The organism is Pseudoxanthomonas japonensis (assembly GCF_010093445.1).
Lineage (GTDB): Bacteria > Pseudomonadota > Gammaproteobacteria > Xanthomonadales > Xanthomonadaceae > Pseudoxanthomonas_A > Pseudoxanthomonas_A japonensis.
The window spans coordinates 11,658-28,258 of the sequence record NZ_PDWW01000027.1; the positions used below are offsets into that span (position 1 = coordinate 11,658).

9 protein-coding genes are annotated in these 16,601 nt (G+C 59.1%); 8 read left to right on the forward strand and 1 reads right to left on the reverse strand.

Going from position 1 to position 16,601, the window contains the following annotated elements; all coding sequences use genetic code 11:
- Positions 1-43: 43 nt before the first annotated feature.
- On the reverse strand, positions 44-2,713 hold the full coding sequence (locus CSC78_RS15740) for a serine/threonine-protein kinase (RefSeq protein WP_162338812.1): 2,670 nt from the start codon (positions 2,711-2,713) through the stop codon (positions 44-46).
- Between the two features lie 482 nt (positions 2,714-3,195).
- Between CSC78_RS15740 and CSC78_RS15745 the strand changes: the two genes are divergently transcribed.
- The 8 genes from CSC78_RS15745 to CSC78_RS15780 all read left to right on the forward strand — a co-directional run bounded on the left by CSC78_RS15745 (position 3,196) and on the right by CSC78_RS15780 (position 16,059).
- Positions 3,196-8,205: a hypothetical protein gene (locus CSC78_RS15745; protein ID WP_162338813.1), complete on the forward strand. Its 5,010-nt coding sequence runs from the start codon at positions 3,196-3,198 to the stop codon at positions 8,203-8,205.
- A gap of 143 nt (positions 8,206-8,348) precedes the next feature.
- Positions 8,349-9,077 carry a hypothetical protein gene (locus tag CSC78_RS15750; RefSeq protein ID WP_162338814.1) on the forward strand — a complete coding sequence of 243 codons (729 nt, stop codon included), beginning with the start codon at positions 8,349-8,351 and terminating at the stop codon, positions 9,075-9,077.
- 407 nt (positions 9,078-9,484) lie between these two features.
- A complete protein-coding gene (locus CSC78_RS15755) occupies positions 9,485-9,841 on the forward strand; it encodes a hypothetical protein (protein WP_162338815.1) in 357 nt (118 codons plus the stop codon).
- A gap of 596 nt (positions 9,842-10,437) precedes the next feature.
- Positions 10,438-10,890, forward strand: coding sequence for a hypothetical protein (locus tag CSC78_RS18910; protein WP_202924194.1), 453 nt, complete (start codon positions 10,438-10,440; stop codon positions 10,888-10,890).
- Positions 10,891-10,961: 71 nt separating this feature from the next.
- The gene (locus CSC78_RS15765; protein ID WP_162338816.1) at positions 10,962-11,618 is read left to right on the forward strand and encodes a hypothetical protein; all 657 of its coding nucleotides are present in this window, start codon (positions 10,962-10,964) and stop codon (positions 11,616-11,618) included.
- Between the two features lie 477 nt (positions 11,619-12,095).
- The gene (locus tag CSC78_RS15770; protein WP_162338817.1) at positions 12,096-13,118 is read left to right on the forward strand and encodes a TerB family tellurite resistance protein; all 1,023 of its coding nucleotides are present in this window, start codon (positions 12,096-12,098) and stop codon (positions 13,116-13,118) included.
- A gap of 202 nt (positions 13,119-13,320) precedes the next feature.
- Complete coding sequence (locus CSC78_RS15775) at positions 13,321-14,196, forward strand: lysozyme inhibitor LprI family protein (RefSeq protein WP_162338818.1); 876 nt, start codon at positions 13,321-13,323, stop codon at positions 14,194-14,196.
- A 57-nt stretch (positions 14,197-14,253) separates the two neighbouring features.
- On the forward strand, positions 14,254-16,059 hold the full coding sequence (locus CSC78_RS15780) for a GmrSD restriction endonuclease domain-containing protein (protein ID WP_162338819.1): 1,806 nt from the start codon (positions 14,254-14,256) through the stop codon (positions 16,057-16,059).
- The last annotated feature ends 542 nt before the right edge of the window (positions 16,060-16,601 follow it).

Below are 16,601 nucleotides of genomic sequence, written 5' to 3' on the forward strand. Positions count from 1 at the left end.
GCCAGGCCCGGCGCGACGGCGCAGGGCCTTCCGCGACGGGGCATTACGGGGGCGATGATCGGGGCGCGGCGGCGGTGGCCTCGACCGCCTCCGGCTGATAGTCCTGCACCAGCGTCGCGCGGATCGTGGTGGTGGTGGCATGGCGCGCGCCGAAGTGCCGGCTCGCTTCCACCAGCGCGTCCTGCAGCAGGGTTTCGGCCTGGCGCCGATCCGCGACCGACGCCGGGCCGTCAAGGCGGGCGCGTTGCAGCAGCACCTGCGCCAGCAGGTGTCTGGCGCCGGGCGCGGGCCAGTGGCGCTGCCCGGTGGCATGGATGACTTCCTGCAGCAGCCCGGCTGCCTCGCGCAACGGCTGCGGGGCGGATGAGGCGGGCGCGCGGCTGGCGAACGCCAGCAATGCCATCGCCTGTTCCTCCTTCGCATCCAGCGTCACGGGATGACGCGGACCCAGCGTGCTCTCCAGCAACTGGACGGCCTGCCGTGCAAGCGACACGCCCATGCGTGCATCGTCGCGGGATGCGATGCGGGCCTCGAGCAGCAACAACTGTGCGTACTCCGGATGCCGGGCACCGTAGGTGGCGAGGATGGCGTCGCGTGCTGCCTGCGCCGCGGTGGTCGCGAGGGGAGCGTTGCCGGGGGTTCGCGAGGCGACGTCGAGCTGCAGCCGCAGGCTGCGTGCCGTGTCGGGATGGTGCGGCCCCAGACGCTGGCGGCGCGCGTCGAGCAATGTCGTGGCCCGTTCGGACGCCTCCGCGTAACGCTCCTGCATCATCAGCAGCGGAAGCCTGGCCTCGCCGACACTCTCTTGCACGGCCGGGGCACGGGCGGACGCCGCGCGGGCTGCACTCCGCAGGTCGATGTCCGCGGCTGCCAGGTCCAGCAACTGGAGATGCCACTGGGCGCGAAGCACGAGCAGTTCCACCTGCATGTCGAGGGCGGCCTGCGAGGACGTGCCGGCAGCGCTGCGCTGCGCGAATGCGAGTGCATCGAACGCGGCGTCGTACTCCGACAGTCCCCAGTGGGCGCGCGCGAGCTCGGCCAGCAGCGCGAGCGTGGACGGGTTCGCGTTCGTCTGCGTTGACGTCGAACGCTGCAGTCCCTGCGTGGCGACATCGCGCGCCTCTGCGTGACGCGCCTGCAGGTTGAGCAGCATCGCCAGCATGGCCCGGGTTTCGGTATCGCCCACCGTCTCGTTCGACAGCAGGCGATGGGCCTCGCCCGCCAGTGCCAGCGCATGCCGGTAGTCGCCCAGCGCTGCGTAGCTGCGCGCCAGTGACGCGAGCGCCCGGGCCTTGATGGCAGGGCTGGCATCCAGCGAGAGCGCACGCAGGCCTGATTCGGTCTTTTCCAGCAGCGTGCGGGACGAAGGGCGCGTGTCCGCCAGTCCCGACAAGGTCGCGCTGCCGAGGGTCTGCTCGAACACGGAGGAGACCGCCTGGGTGTCGTGAAGCGTCTGCCGGTCCTGGCGATGCAGCCAGCCCAGCACACCGGCACCGGCGGCACCCACGACGAACACGCTCGCCGCCAGCGCGCTGGCGAGCGCGTTGCGTTGCAGGAAACGTCCGAGCACGTACGCGCGCCGATGGCCGCGGGCGGTCACCGGATGCCGCGTGAGCCAGCGTTCCAGGTCGTCGATCAGCGCACCGACGCTGGCGTACCGGTCCTCCGGCTTCAACGCGACGGCCTTCAGGGCGATCGCGTCCAGATCGCCCTGCAGCCGCTTGCTCAGGTGGCGGAGGTCCTGGCAGTCGCGCTTCACCGCCAGTTCCGGCGAGGTCGACATCGCCAGCGCGGACGGAGCGCGGGCAGGTGCCACCGAAGGGCGTCCGATGAAGCTGGCGTGCAACGGAAGCAGGGGACGCGGCCAGTCGCCGACGAGCAACTGGTAAAGCATTACGCCGAGCGAATAGAGGTCGCTGGCGACCGACGCCGCGCCGCCGGAAAGCACTTCCGGCGCGGTGTAGCCATTGGACACGGCGACCCGTGGGGCGACGGCGCCGTGCAGGCTGCCGGTCACCGCCGACAGACCGAAATCCACGAGGTGTACGCGGCCGTCGGTCGACACCAGCAGGTTGCCCGGCTTGATGTCCTGGTGCAGCACGCGGCGATCGTGTGCGTACCGCAGTGCCTGGCACGCCTGCAGCAGCAGGTGGATGCGCTCCTTGAGTCCCAGCCGCTGCTGGTCCGCCCACAGGTCCATGGCGGTGCCGTGCACGAGCCGCATCGCGAACCAGGGTCTGCCGTCGGCCTCGACGCCGCCGTCCAGCAATGGCGCGATATGCGGGTGATCGAGTTGCGCGAGATGGTTGCGCTCGCGCATGAACGCATCGATCAGCGCGGGCGACGACATCTCGGTGCGCATGCACTTCAGTGCGACCTGCTTCTCGTATTGGCCATCGGCACGACTGGCGCCGTACACGGTACCCATGCCGCCCGATCCCAGCACGTGATCGATCCGCCACGGGCCCAGCCGGTTGCCGATGCGCGCCGACGCGTCGTCGGCATCGTCCCTCGTGGACACCTCGCCCAGGAGGTCGAACGCCGCGACTTCGAGCGGATGTGTAGCCGCGTCGGCGGACAACAGGCGCAGCAACGCGTCGTGGAGCGCGGGTTCGCGATCCTTCAATCGTGCGAGGGCGGCGGAACGCTGCGACGGCGTGAGGTCGACGTACTTGTCGAACAGATCCAGCGCGCGGGCTTCCAGGTCGGACATCGGCGACAGTCGGTCAAGGGCAGGACGTCGCGCGCACGGCAGGCGAGGCGGCCACGGACCCAGTGCCGCGAGGGTATCGCGCTTTCGCGACGGGATGCCTGGATGCCAAGAGAAGATGGCGCGCCCGGAGGGATTCGAACCCCCGACCTGGCTTCGGAAGCCACTATCCAAAGTCTACTTAGAAGAATTTAAAAAAGAAATAAGATGCATCATGATATCTTAAATTATTGATTCAATTAAGAAATAAATATCACGCTTGTCGGATGCGATGATGCAAAAAGGTATGCTGCGTCCATTGACGTTGGGGGCTTCGCTGGTATTTTGTGTCACACATAGGTTGTCGTGGGTGAGTAGTGGCACGCATGGATGCTCAGGCTGGCGCTTCAGCCAGTCTCAAGGAGCTGGTCAGTTGGCCTTGCACAATGAGGCTGCCTATTGCGTTGCCGGCTTGGCAGGGTCCGTTGTGCCAAGGGCTCAGAAACGTGCTGGCAAACGCTCCCGCGGAGGCACACCTTTTCCCTCGTGTCTTGGCTCATTCGGCGCGATACGGGAACGAGCTCGTCGAGCGAGCCTCCAACAACTCCCTTGGCCGCGATCTCAGTACTGAGGAGTTTCCGCTAGCCACCTTCCTTCTGTCCCTGCGCGAACGCCCTAAGCATCGCATCGCCTGGACGCTGTCTTGGCTCGCGCTGGAAGCCCACTTGTCCGGTGGGCGCGAAAAAATGGTTCTCGAGCTCACTGGGGCGATTCGTGGACTCAGGGGCCATTCGAAGCTGAACGAGACCGTGGGCGACTGCGCCGGTCCATCCTTGCTCTTGGCGAAGATGCTGCGGCTTCGATCTCAAGACTCTGACCTTGGTATTACCGGGCATAAGACTTTTGATCCGCTCTGGAAGAGTGAGCTGGAGGCGTACTGTCACTCACTGTTCGCCCGTGATGACCGAGGGGCGTCAGATCCGGACGAACTGGTAGATAGCCCGTTGCACCTGCCAAGTCCGCTCACCGAAGCTCCAGGCGATCAGCCCGGTGAGGACCCCGATGAAGGGCCCTACTGCATCGGGTCGTCCGTGGACGTGAAGCAGGTGATCCGGAGTGGCAAGTTGAGGTTCGCCATGGACTGGTCGGCCCATATGAGCCGGCAGGGCGCCCCCGACCTGCTTAGGCCGCAAGAGAACGTCCTTCCAGCGGATCTCCGGGAGCGAGCTTGGGAGTTGGCGCTCTCCACAACACAGTTCGCGCTACGAGCCAAGGATGTCTTGGAGGCGGAGCTCGGCATGCTTGAGGTGCTTGCAATCGAGGTTGGACTGAGTAGTCGTGAGGCACTTCGGATTGGCTTCGGGCCGGCTGCAGCAAGTGGTGTTCCTGTCATTGATCTAGCCATTCAAGCCTTCCGTCGCCCAGAGGTGTTGCCCCCAAACTACTTCCTGCCTCAAGAAGGCGATTCAAGATGGCTCCCGACGGGGGGTGACATCATCTTCCCGCTGTCAGGCCAATGCGTGGATCTGCTTGAGCAGCTACTCCGACTTAGGGAAGAGAAATACCCTGATAGCTCACAGTCCCTGTTGCTGGGGGCTGACGCGAGGAGCCTTCCAAAGAGGGTGCGGGACTGCGCCAAGTCGGCTTATCGCCTGTCCTTGGCGATCCATCTGGCCGGCTCGCTGGGCATAGATGCAGCCCAGCGAGCTTTCGGCGATACCTTTGGACTGTCTACTGCCGCAACCTTCTATGGTGCGCACCCTGCGGCTGAGCTCGCCAGAGCCGTCGAGAGCGCAAACAACTTTTCAGGCCCAGGACTGCAGACATGGGTAGGTTCCGCGGATCACTGGCTGGGCTCGAGAGTGAGGCCGATCAAGCCTCCTTATGCTGAGGCCTGGTCCAGGCTGGCAGGAGACCCCCACAGGGGCAAAGGCCGCCCCTCTGAAGATCGACTGCTTCAGGACTGGCAGCGGCGACGCGACCGGCTGCTTGTCCACTTTCTACTAGCGACCGGTCACCGACCTAACAACAGTGTGTTGGAGCTCACGCTCCACGACTTCATTCCAAGGCATGCACTGGCCATAGCGCACGATAAACAGGCCGACCCAGCGCATGCGACACGTTTGGTATGCACGGGGTGGCGATTCGTCGGCGAACTTGAAGGGTATGTCGACGAGCTGAGACGAATAGCGAAGAGAAGCAACAACAGATCAGCAAGGCTCGTCGCTGATTCAGTGCTTGCAGGCGCTTCACCCCTCTTTGAGCTACCAGCGGACGCTGGTCAGCAACGCCCATGCAAAATTCGAGAGACACTGACGTCGTTGAGCCAGCTATGGGGCGATCGCCCCAACGTTCATCGACATGGGCTATGCCAATTCCTGATCCAGGAGCGAGTGGATCCCGAGTTGAGATACTTCCAAATGGGCTGGCTATCCCATGCCCATCATGCGACGTCCGATTCTGCCCCTCATCCTGCCTATAAGCTCGGGCACGAGTTGGCCCCACTTTTGGACAAGTGGCTCGACCAAAGTGGTTGGGAGGGTGGGACGCTACCTAAAGATCCCGCTGAGATTGCTCCCCTGTTACCACTCTGTGACTGGAGTGAGAAGCATGTGGAACACGATCAGGCAATTGCCCGCGCGTACACTGTTATCAACGTGGCGCTGTCTGAATCGATGGACAGACTGAAGCCTAAAGTCTTGGAAGTCTTGAAGGCGGGCATTGAGCTAGTCCTTCCGGAATACCGGATCACCTTGGCCAACTACGGTCTGGCTCTCACGCCCGCTCGCCTTGGCGAGCGTAACCAGCCGAACATTCTCAGGCGTCATGTAGAAGCCATTCTGGCGCCATTCGCAAAAAGTCCCTACGGACCCGATGATCGGTATGTGGCGGCTCGACTGCTGCGGGAAGGACTCTTGCGGGTCGCCAGACTGCACAACTGCCGCGTCCATCTTCCTCAAGTGCCTTTTGTGTCCAGGCATCAGGTCCGCAGCCCGTTCCTCCGGGGCTTGGGTATAGCGGTGGCGCAGATGGATGCAGTGCAGGCTGCCTTGATCAAGAAGCTCGCGACTGCCGGCCAAGATGGACCTGAGGCGATAGAGCTGGCGGCGATGACGGCGCTATCTCTCTTGATGCACTCGACATGCAGTGCTTGGGATGAGGTCCTGGACGTACTCAGATCACTCGACAGCATGGAGCATGCGAACAACCAAGAGTGGAACGTCCGAGTGCCGTTCCAGAAAGGTCATGCAATGCTCTACGGAGACTCGGCCATCTTGGCAGTGCGTCTTGTTCAGAAAACAGGCTGGAAGCAGGCGGTCGAGTTGCTGGCCCAGCGTCAAGGTTCTCGCCTAGCCTCGTTCATCGCAGAGCTGGTACCTTCCCTGAGCTCCGCCGGCGTCGCTAACCGAGAGCTTCTGCAGCGATTCATCGCGACGGCGAACACATCAAAGCTAATTCTCGCCAACGGACCGGAACGACTAGTAATCAGTGGCGCGGCAATTCCGGCAGCGGTCTCCTGCGGACGTGCCAGGGGTGTCATTGATGAGCTCACCACGCCGGATCCTTCCCCAAATGGGGATGAGAGCCTGGACGAGACGCTGGCATCACCTCCCATGCGTGCGAACCCCGCTCATCGTGCACTTCGCCACATCGCGGAAGTAATGCGCGCCTTCGATCACGATTTCTCTGAGACGATACTTGGCCAACCCGCGGAACCGCCGAACAAACGCCGGCTACAACTTCGTAGGCTCGTAGAAGACGCTCTTGCAAGGGCTGGGACTGAACCGACGAAGGGTCGGCTTCTCTTGGAGTACGTCTGGCACCTGCTTCGGCTAGGCGGGCCGCGTAGTGCCGGAGGGCAAGCGCTGTCGACTATCCGGAAGACGTACCATCGAATAGAGCCCGTTCTGAGAGAGCTGGAACCCGACGAACTGCTCACAGCGCTATCTGAAGACGAGGTCACAGCGCTATGTAGCGCGGCCTTCAAGAGGTCGAAGCGCTCAAGCCACCAACAGGTAGTGGAAGAACTGAGTCGATTCTTCCGGTTCGCAGCATTGCGCTACGAAGTGAAAGAGCCGACATGGCATCTCCTTTATCGAGTACATGGCCGGCAAACACCAGCAGGTGATCCTGCGATGCTCAGTGACTCAGAGACGTCTCGTGTGTTGGATGAACTCTATGCCAACGTCCTAGCGCTCGGGAAGACCGACGCCGACCCAACGGAAAGACGGTACACGGAATGCTGTCTGGCCGCCGCTCTTCTTGCAGAATCCTCCGGTGCTCGTCCGCGATCTATTCACGGACTGACCTTGGATGATGTCGTCCTCGGTTCCTGCCAGGACTATATCCTGTTGAGAAGTACAGGTCGTTTTGCATCCATCAAGACACCAACGGCGGCGGGCTACATTCCTCTGGAGGGCGGGCATTGGAGCAAGTACGGATCATGGTTCGCAGGGTGGCATGCCAAGGCCTGTGTTGGGACCCCTGTCGAAAGCAGGTCGAGCATTCCGATGTTCCAGATCCCGGGACAGCCCGTTGGCACCCGCTATGAGTTGCGGACCATCTTCGATCGCATCGGGTCCCTAATCAAATGGAGCACCCAGCGTCAGAAGGGTAGAACCTACTGGCTGCGCAAACGGAAAGTCAGGTTGCGACACATCGCGGCCATGGCTTTGCCTCACCCCCGGGCGAGGGACATGGCGGCGGCGATGCGCTTGAACGGGCACGCGCTGATGGTCACGCCACTGGTAAGTTACCTCAGCGAGCCAGGGGCATATCTGTCGCTGGATGGCTCACTCCAGGCGGTGGGTTCAAGACAGGGCTCTGCAGGAGTAAGCGGCCTTTCCCTCAAGACGATCGACGGCGCAAGGCGAGCCGGCGTGCATGGATCGCGCGCCTTTGTAGCAAGAATGCTGCGACTATCGCCATCACAGTCATCAGGCATGTATCTGCCAGAACCGCCGCATCCGGCGAAGCATACAGGTGACCTATCTTGGTCGAGTGTCGCCCGCATCCTGCGAGCACTGGCGGAGAGTGCAGATACGTCTTGGATTGCTGAGCGCCTTGGCACGACGAAACGGCAGGTCGAATCGGTAGTAGAAGCGCTCTCGGCATTCAATGCTCGAACACTGGGTGCACTCGGGATGGGGGGCAGCATCGAAGTCCCCCGTGACGTGGGGCTCGCTCGAGGGATTGATGAGTACCTTGTGAGGGAGGATCCCCGACTGGCGTCGATCGCTGCCGACTGGGTCAGCGTCTCTCGGAGAGCCTTAATGTCTGAAGGGTGCCAGCTGCATGACCAGGCGGCCATAGACGACCTGCGCGCACTGTGTGGCGAGCTCTGGCCCAGTGTCCGATTGAGTGAAGAGCAAGAGTCCTACGGTGTTCGAACCTTCACGTTCAAGGCTGGCAAGGGAAATGCTTATGGTGCTTGGCCGGCCTTGCGTTGGGCTTTGGCGACGGCGTGGATTGCCGATGAGCGCCTGAAGCGGAGGGCGCGCGACGGGCAGATGTAAGGCAAGGCAGTTACGACGAGTACGCGCTATGAGGGGGTAAATCACAGACGCATAGCCGTATTCGTTACCTGGGGCGTGCAATCTAATACTTGCTGGCCGGTCTTCGGCCGGCGACCGCCGGCCCCGGTCATGAGGCCGACGCAATGACGGATGTAAGTACTCCCTTTGACGAGCGGAAACTGATCGCAACGCTTTCTGCGCGATGTGATGAGCTCCTTCTAGGTCAAGATGCATCAATCTTCGAAGCCCCGGAGGTCTTGAACGCGTTTAATCAACTAGTATCCTCGTTGAGGGCTTCGCTGGATGATGACGTTTCCATCGAGAAAGTGCGCATCGTAGAGGGCGCATATCTTGCAGATGTCTACTCTGCAGAGAAGCTGGGCTCAATGCAGTCAGGCCTGGAGCCTCTGCTGGAGCAGCTCGGCAGAGGCGTGGCTAGTCTTGAGCTCAACGCTGAGAGACCTAGGCCATTACCAGCGGCGGACTGCGGGGTAACCAGGGGGATGCTGGCTATCCTTGAAGCATCGAAGGACCTTGCAACTGCAGGAGCTCTTGTTGAAGTTGATCACGTCAGCGGAGCGGCTCAAACGCTTCCAGCGCCAACTCCTAGAGCTATCTCAGCTCTCCCAGCACACAAGGACCGCCAATCGAGAAAGGTGGATGGGGAGGTAACCGGTCTGGGTCGAGGTGATGCCCGGGGATGCGAGGTTCAGATCGATGGCGGACGCTACTTCATCGTTCGGAATCTAGCGCTTGAGGATGCATGGTCTTGGGTAATGGCTAGGGCGAAGCTGACAGGAAAAGCCAATTGGGACAATGGACAGTGGGTGTTGGATACATATCAGATGCAAGATCAGCTGGTGTTGAGCTAACAGGTCGCAAGTGAGTCATGGAGGACACAACCTTATCGACGCACCTACTAGCTTGCCGGCGTCATCGAACTTCAAGCCGACACCACATACGCGTTTGACACCAGCAGCCTCCATACCGAAAGACTTGTCTTGGCGCTTGGAAAGAGAAACTGCCCGAACAATGCCATCCTTGCTTGCAGAGCCAGCCGCGATGTCCGTTTCCGAAGCGGACATTCGCCGTGGCGCACCCTCTGCACCTTGCCGGGTCTGGTTATACATCGGCTTGTTAGCCAGACCCAGTCGCCCTAAGATCGAGCCATATCAAGGGGATAGCCCACCATGCGGCGAGCTGTGGATAAGTCGTATAACCGGACCCAGGGATCCGGCCATTAGATGGTTAGGCCGCACACACACATTCAGGGGAACTAATGATCACGCTAACCGCAGAGATATATACGCCGCGCTGGGGCCATGACGACACCTACAAGTTCGAGATGTCGAACGAAGAGATGGTCGTCTCGAATGGGCCAAGGAAATCGAAGTGTGTGTGGCAGGAAGGTAGCGATCCAATCTGGCAGGGCGATTCAATTGACAGTCACCTCCGCAACGACTCCATATACGCCCCGAGGGTGTTTCCAGATCTCCTTGAGCATCTTTGGCGCGCTTGGCGGAACGGTGACCTGAACGCCGAACAAGCTCAGGTGGAGCTCGACGTAATCGTTGAGTGGCTCAACTCGCTCACTCGCGCCAAGCCTCGGACGGATTTCTGGCGCAAGTACTTTTAGCGCCTCGTTCGAATGCGGAGGAGAACGGGCTGTGCGGGAACCGCGACCTAACAGTGCGTTCAAGCCGACACCGCTTGGCTACGCCAACCACATGGCAGAGAAAGCTTGCCATGTGGTCTGCTCCACTACGCGGCGCGGCTTAACTTTGGCGTTAGGCCTCAGCGAGAGTTCTTATGCAGCTTGTGAAGTGCCGCTACTGCTCAGCTATCACTGCAAAGAGTCAAAGTTACTGCAATAACTGCAGGCGGCCGTTGGAGGGCTCGGTTTTCACACAATCTCCTCCTGACCTCAAGAGGGACCCGACCCCGTCCTCGCAAGTACCGCGACTCGACCCGCCGCCTCCAAAGCAAGATCGTCGTGACAAGCGATCATTGGGCGACATCCTTGGCACCATATTTGCCTGGCTGCTAATTATCTCTTTTGTTCTTGGTACATTCGCAAGTTGCATAGGGCTCGGATCGGGCGGCGGCAGCTGTAGGTATGGCGATTGTGATTACTAGTTGTTTCTTGGCGGGCCTGAGGCCCAACAATTCATTCAAGCGGAGCTCGCTTCGCGGGTCGGCTTAATTCAGGCGTTAGGCGACTAGGATAAATTCATGCGCTTTTTATTTTTTACTCTTGGGCTCGTTACTAGCTTTTCCGTAACTGCTTGGCCCACCGAAACGTCGGACAAGGTTTGGCGCTCCGGCTGGGGGCAAGGCGTCGCGGAGGCTCAAGTGACACACGGCTCTGGTAATGAGATCTATGTCGCCTGCGAGGACGGCAGCGGTATGGACAGCTCAATTAGCTTCACGCTTGCTGGGGACAGCTCGAAGAGCGGCGAGATACTCATGATCTTTGACAAGAGCGACCCGGATTCAATTCAGGTCAATTCAAGTGGAAACATTGTCTCTGACAGCCACGCCAGTGATTCGACCTTTCGCTACGTGCTAGACAAGTTCAAGAGACACAGTAGTGTTTATGTCCGCTTCCCTGATGGGCGTGAGTCAACCTTCACGCTTAAAGGCGCAGCCAAAGCAATCGGCGACTGCCGCTCTACATTTCCGTAGGCCACCGCCTAACAATTCCTTCAAGCCGAACCCGCTTCGCGGGTCGGCTTAATTCAGGCGCTAGGTAGCTAATGACAATCGAACAACGACTCGTAGAAGCAATAGTCTCTGCAACGAACAAGTCTTGGCGCTACCGCAAAGACCTTCTAGAGATTCGACCCGAGTACCTTTTAACCGTAGCGGCTGCCGACAGCCTATCAAATGGGTTTGACGGAATCTGTGGGATTGATGTTCAGATCACTCTAGAAGCGAGGACTCGTGACGTCTGCTTCGAGATTATGAAGAGCGCTGTTGGCATCAAGGCGATCATCAAGGGAAACAGGCTCAAGCTGCATCGCAAGGGCAGGATAGATGTCTTCCTTTCGCATGAAAAGTGCTGCTGGGCGGTTGAACTCAAAGGCTTCGACCCGCAAGCAAATCAGATCGTCAAAGAGATTGAAAGATTCATCCAGCTACTGGAAGCAAACAATTGGATCAACGGGTGCGAAGGTTGCTACCTTGCCTTTCCGGCCATCAAGACTAAGCGCAAGTTGATTGAGAAGCACGTTGAAGCCACGATTTCAGGCCTCCCTATCTCGGCGACGTACACGGAAGAGATTCATCACACTGGTGAGGATCCCGAGGACGGGATCCCGGTATTCAAGATATTCGTCGTTAAGATCTCTCGAACGCTGCCTAGTAGTTCGTTCAAGGTGAGCCCGCTTCGCGGCCCCGGCAGAGCAGCGTAAGGTGGTCACTCCGCCGTAACCGCGCAGCGGGCCGGCTTAGCTCAGGCGTTAGACGGCACACATGACCATGGTCCCCACCGAATGTCGCATGCCGTCGCTCTACCCGGAGTTGGAGCGGCTGCAACCCAGAACCCTGCTTCTAGCTGCTTTCATTGGCAACGGTACACTCAGTCAGAATGCCGCCTTGATCCGAAGAAATCTCATTCGACTAGTCGACAAGGCTGTCTATGAGTACTCACTCGAGATTTGAGACGTGATGTTTGTAGAGTTGAAAGGCCGCAATAGACCTTGCAGCAATGGTTGACGACCATGCCTGATCGGTGCCAAGCAGGGGCGCCGTGTCTTCCAGTGCATCTAAATTTTCCACTAGCGTAGCCGATAGTTGATAACATCAACCGTCCTTTCGAGCTGTGTCTTTGGTTGTTTTCGCAGCTCAAGAGTAGGGGGGTGCAGCAAGTCCACAAATCAGGGGAGATCATGGAAGGAAGCCTTACGGAGCAGTTGCAGGACAAGATCAGCGATGTACTGCGAGATGCACTCGACTCGGTGCGTGTCTCTCAAAACCAGTACTACCAAGAAAATCCAGACAAGATCCCCGGTCCAGCGGCAATCGATGCGCTCGTCCGCGCAGCTGTAACACAGAACGCAGCGATCTCCGGTGCAGCCAGCCTAGTGCCAGGACCATGGGGTATGTTGGCGGTGGTGCCGGAACTGACGCTAGTAATCAGAAACCAGCTCAAGCTGATCTATGACATCGGCGCCGCGCAGGGCCAGAAAGAAATTCCGAATGAGCTGTTGCTGGGTGTTCTTGTCAGCGCCGTTGGTAGCAGCGCGGGTAGCCTGTTAGTCATGCACGGTGGCAAGGTGCTAGTGCGGCGTGCTTCGCTGCGGGTAATGCAGAAAATGATTGCGCTGCTGGGCGGACGCATAGCTCAGCAGGCCTTGAAATCTGCTGTCAGCAAATGGTTGCCGGGCATCGGCGCGGCCGCGATGGCTGCTTGGACGGGCTACCTGACCAAGAAGATCGGCGAGAAAGCTCGCGAAGTTTTCGAGCACGAGATCGTCAACGATCCCACCACGGGGGATCTGGAGCTGATTAGGTCTGTGGAGCTCGCTGTGGCCAGTAGTGAGATCGAGGAAGAAGCCGGAGATCTGCTTGAGTTTTGTAAGCTGCAGGTGCTGATCGACCTAGCCAAGATCGATGGACGTCTCGTCGACACTGAGAGGCGCCTCATAGATGAGGCATTGGAGAGCCCTGGACTAAGTGACCGGCAGCGCGAGCGACTGCGCGCGTCATTGTCGGGTCATTCAGAGCCACTACAAGGTATCGATGTAATCGCTGGTCGCCCCGACACTGCGATCGCGCTGCTATCTAACATGATCGCCCTTGCTCGCAAGGACGATGACTTTCATATCACGGAAAAGCTCTATATCAAGAAGGTCGGAGGGCTTCTCGGTTTCACGTCGGCGGAAGTGGATGACGTAATTGGTGGTGCCTGAACCGTCACCCAGCGCCTTCTCGACAAATGGTGTGGGGCTCTTTCGCCATGGTCGGCTGGTGTAGCGGATATCGACTGCTGTGTGTGAGCGGCAACCGGTTGCGAGTTCCGGTCTATGAGGCGCCGAACGTCGGCTACTAGATCCGCATGCGCAGCAATCTATAATAGATCATCAGGCCTGGGGAGGCCTCTAGGGGAGCATGATGGAGTTTAGTCGCCTGTTGGCGGTGCCCATCTTCGGGCTGATGTTCTGTGCGTCGGTAAGTGCCCAAGACATCAAGTGTGATCAGGTCTTTATGAACCCGTCGGAGAAGCAGATCTGCGGCTCTGAGGATCTTCTTCGGCAGGACGCGGTGATGGGTGAGTTGTATCGCCGTGTCGAGCCACACATGGATCAAATCAAGAAGCAGCAACGCGAATTTCGCCGCGGACTGAAGTCGTGCAAGGGTGATGTTCCTTGTTTGGAGAGTTCCTACGGGCACCGTATCGAGGAGCTCAAGCAGGCGATCAATACGCTGCCAGATGCAACTCAAGAGCAGATCGAGCAGCTGTCCCTGGAGGCTGCTGTCATCGAGGAGCAACGGAATGAGGATGCGCTTGTGCGCGCCGAACTTGAGGCGGAAATCGCGCCGACGGTTGAAACATCACAAGAAAATGTCGAGACGCCGCCTGACTCTGTAGTTCCGAACCAGGAAATCGTGATCAGCGAAGTCGTGGATGAGACACCCGACATCGCAAGGGAGAGTGTTGAGTCGCCTTGGTGGTTGAAATGGCTGGGCCTTGGTGCTGCAGGTGTTTTCCTGTTGTGGTTATGGGGCGTAATCCAGGAAGTGTTCGGTCGCTGTCCGAAATGCAAGCAGTGGCGGGTAGCTTCCGTTACTGACAGTGATCAGAGGAGACATACCGAGTATGAGACGAAGACTTTCACCGACGTTCACCGAGACAAGAACTACAACGTCACGGGAAGAACCGAGAAGAGGCGCCAAGTGAAAGTCAATGTCGTGAATACCACTGAGTACTTGAAATGCAGGAGCTGCCAGCATGAATGGTCAAGAAGCCATACTCGTCGTAGCAGCTGATCCGAATTGCCGGAACTGACGTAAGGCCTTCCATTCCAGAGAATAGGTTGCATCTGCGTGACAACTTTTGACAGTACCAAGCTACCGCTCAAAGACCTGCTCAAGGACATCGTCAGCGGAAAGATCCAGCTGCCGGACTTTCAGCGTGGCTGGGTCTGGGATGACGAGCACGTTCGTAGCTTGCTGGTCAGCTTGGGTCGCTCCTTTCCCGTGGGCGCGGTAATGCTGCTTGAGACCGGTGGCTCAGTGCGCTTCCAGGTGCGCCCGGTCGAGAACGTTCCGCTTGACGGGCTGTTGGCATCCGAGAAGTTAATTCTGGACGGCCAGCAGCGTCTGACCACGCTCACGCAGGTACTTAAGCTCTCCGGCCCCGTAAAGACTACGACAGACAAAGGCAAGCCAGTAGATCGCTACTACTACATCCATATTCCGACCGCTCTAGCGGGGTCGGATCGGTTGGACGAAGCGATCATTGCCACTGACGGCAGCCGCCAACAGCGCAGTGATTTCGGTCGAAAGATCGATTTGGACCTTTCTACGCGCGAACTAGAGTGTCAGCAACTCTACTTCCCCTGCTCGGAGATCCTGGAAGTCATGGGATGGCTGCAGGACCTCTATCAGTACAACGCAGCAGCGGTACCGCTGTTCTTTGATTTCAAGAGGCAGGTGCTCGATGCCTACAATGAGTATCAAATACCACTGATTGTGCTCAAGAAGGAGACTAGCAAGGAGGCGGTCTGCCTGGTATTTGAGAAGGTCAATACCGGCGGCGTGCCCCTGTCTGTGTTCGAGCTGGTTACGGCGACGTACGCCGCAGATGCCTACAACCTGCGCGATGACTGGTTTGGAAGCACACAGAGACAGGTGTCATCACGCAAGGTACGCTTGGCCAAGGAAGCCATCCTCAAGGGAGTTGAGAACACCGACTTCCTGCAGGCTATCACCATGTTGCACACCCTTGAGAAGCGGCGGGCTGATTTGGCCGAGGGCAAGACGGGGAAGCAGGTGACGCCTGTCAGTGCCAAGCGAGCCTCGGTACTGGAACTGCCACTCGAGGCCTACCAGCGTTGGGCTGACCAGGTAGAGCAGGGATTCCTGCGCGCAGCCAAATTCCTCAGACAAGAGTGTTTCACCTCACCCCGGGATCTGCCTTACAGGACCCAGCTGGCTCCTTTGGCTGCGGTGCTGGCTCTTGTCGGCGCTGATGAGCGCTGGCGCGAGCCGCGCATTCACCAGAAGCTGGCTCAGTGGTTCTGGTGCGGAATTCTTGGAGAGCTGTACGGCGGTGCGGTCGAGACTCGCATGGCCAATGACGTGGAAGAGCTGGTGGCATGGATCGAGTCCAATGGCGCGGCCCCGCGGACGATCGGTGATGCAGCGTTCCAAGTAGATCGTCTGGCATCTCTGACCTCGCGCCTCAGTGCTGCGTACAAGGGCATCAACGTACTCGTTCTGCGTGAAGGGGCCCATGACTTGTTCTGGAAGTCCCGCATTCGCGATCTGGAGGCAGACGAGGTCGCCCTCGACATTCATCACATCTTCCCACGTGACTGGTGCGAGAAGCAGGGCATCGCCCGCCGTCGATACGACACGATCATCAACAAGACCCCCATTTCATACAAAGCGAATCGCATGATCGGCGGCGCCGCACCATCCAGCTATCTTGCCTCCCTTCAAGCACACCGGCAGGTGCAACTGGACACTGTTGGAATGGATGTCCTTCTCAAGAGCCATCGAATCCCGACAGAAGCTTTGCGTGCCGATGATTTTGATACGTTCTACGCGCAACGCCAGCAGAATCTGATGAGTCTTATCGAGGGTGTAATGGGCAAGCATTCCTCTTCCGAGACCACCCTTGGCTAGGTAGACGAGCGAACAAGTTCCAAGGGTCGGATACGACTCAAGCTTCGGGAAGATGCTGCGGGGGATCCGCGTTATCGAGAGTGCATTCGATTCCGAACTCAGAGCTCACCTGTCCTTGAGAGCTTGCCAGACGCCCGGCTTGCAGCAGCGAATCTTCTGGTCACCAGAAGGTAGATGGGTCCTGAAAAAACTCCGTTCGCGCGACAGTGAGCACTCGCTGGGGGTCTCTGGCCATTACATCTGCCGGCCGCTCACTGTCCAGCAGCAAATGTGGAGACATAAACCACTCCACTATGCCCCATGTGTTCTTCCAGACCTGACTGGAGTAGGTCTCATAGACGGCTAACAGGTCGGGCATCTCCCTAATCAAAGCGTTATCCCGAAACTGGAAGTCCGGATAGAGCCACTCATTGATGGGTCGATGCCAAACTGCGAGCAGTCTCCGTTGCTTGCGCCAGACCGTAAGCGTGGCCGCATCAATGCCGAGAGCCGACTGCACTGCCTGCCCCGATAGGCAGTTTCGCGCCAGCTCCAAGCGGTAA

What these genes read in the sequence shown, in the direction of transcription:
- CSC78_RS15740 (WP_162338812.1), bottom strand. Translation starts at nt 2,713, where the DNA reads ATGTCCGACCTGGAAGCCCGCGCGCTGGATCTGTTCGACAAGTACGTC.
- CSC78_RS15750 (WP_162338814.1), top strand. Translation starts at nt 8,349, where the DNA reads ATGACGGATGTAAGTACTCCCTTTGACGAGCGGAAACTGATCGCAACG.
- CSC78_RS15755 (WP_162338815.1), top strand. Translation starts at nt 9,485, where the DNA reads ATGATCACGCTAACCGCAGAGATATATACGCCGCGCTGGGGCCATGAC.
- CSC78_RS18910 (WP_202924194.1), top strand. Translation starts at nt 10,438, where the DNA reads ATGCGCTTTTTATTTTTTACTCTTGGGCTCGTTACTAGCTTTTCCGTA.
- CSC78_RS15765 (WP_162338816.1), top strand. Translation starts at nt 10,962, where the DNA reads ATGACAATCGAACAACGACTCGTAGAAGCAATAGTCTCTGCAACGAAC.
- CSC78_RS15770 (WP_162338817.1), top strand. Translation starts at nt 12,096, where the DNA reads ATGGAAGGAAGCCTTACGGAGCAGTTGCAGGACAAGATCAGCGATGTA.
- CSC78_RS15775 (WP_162338818.1), top strand. Translation starts at nt 13,321, where the DNA reads ATGGAGTTTAGTCGCCTGTTGGCGGTGCCCATCTTCGGGCTGATGTTC.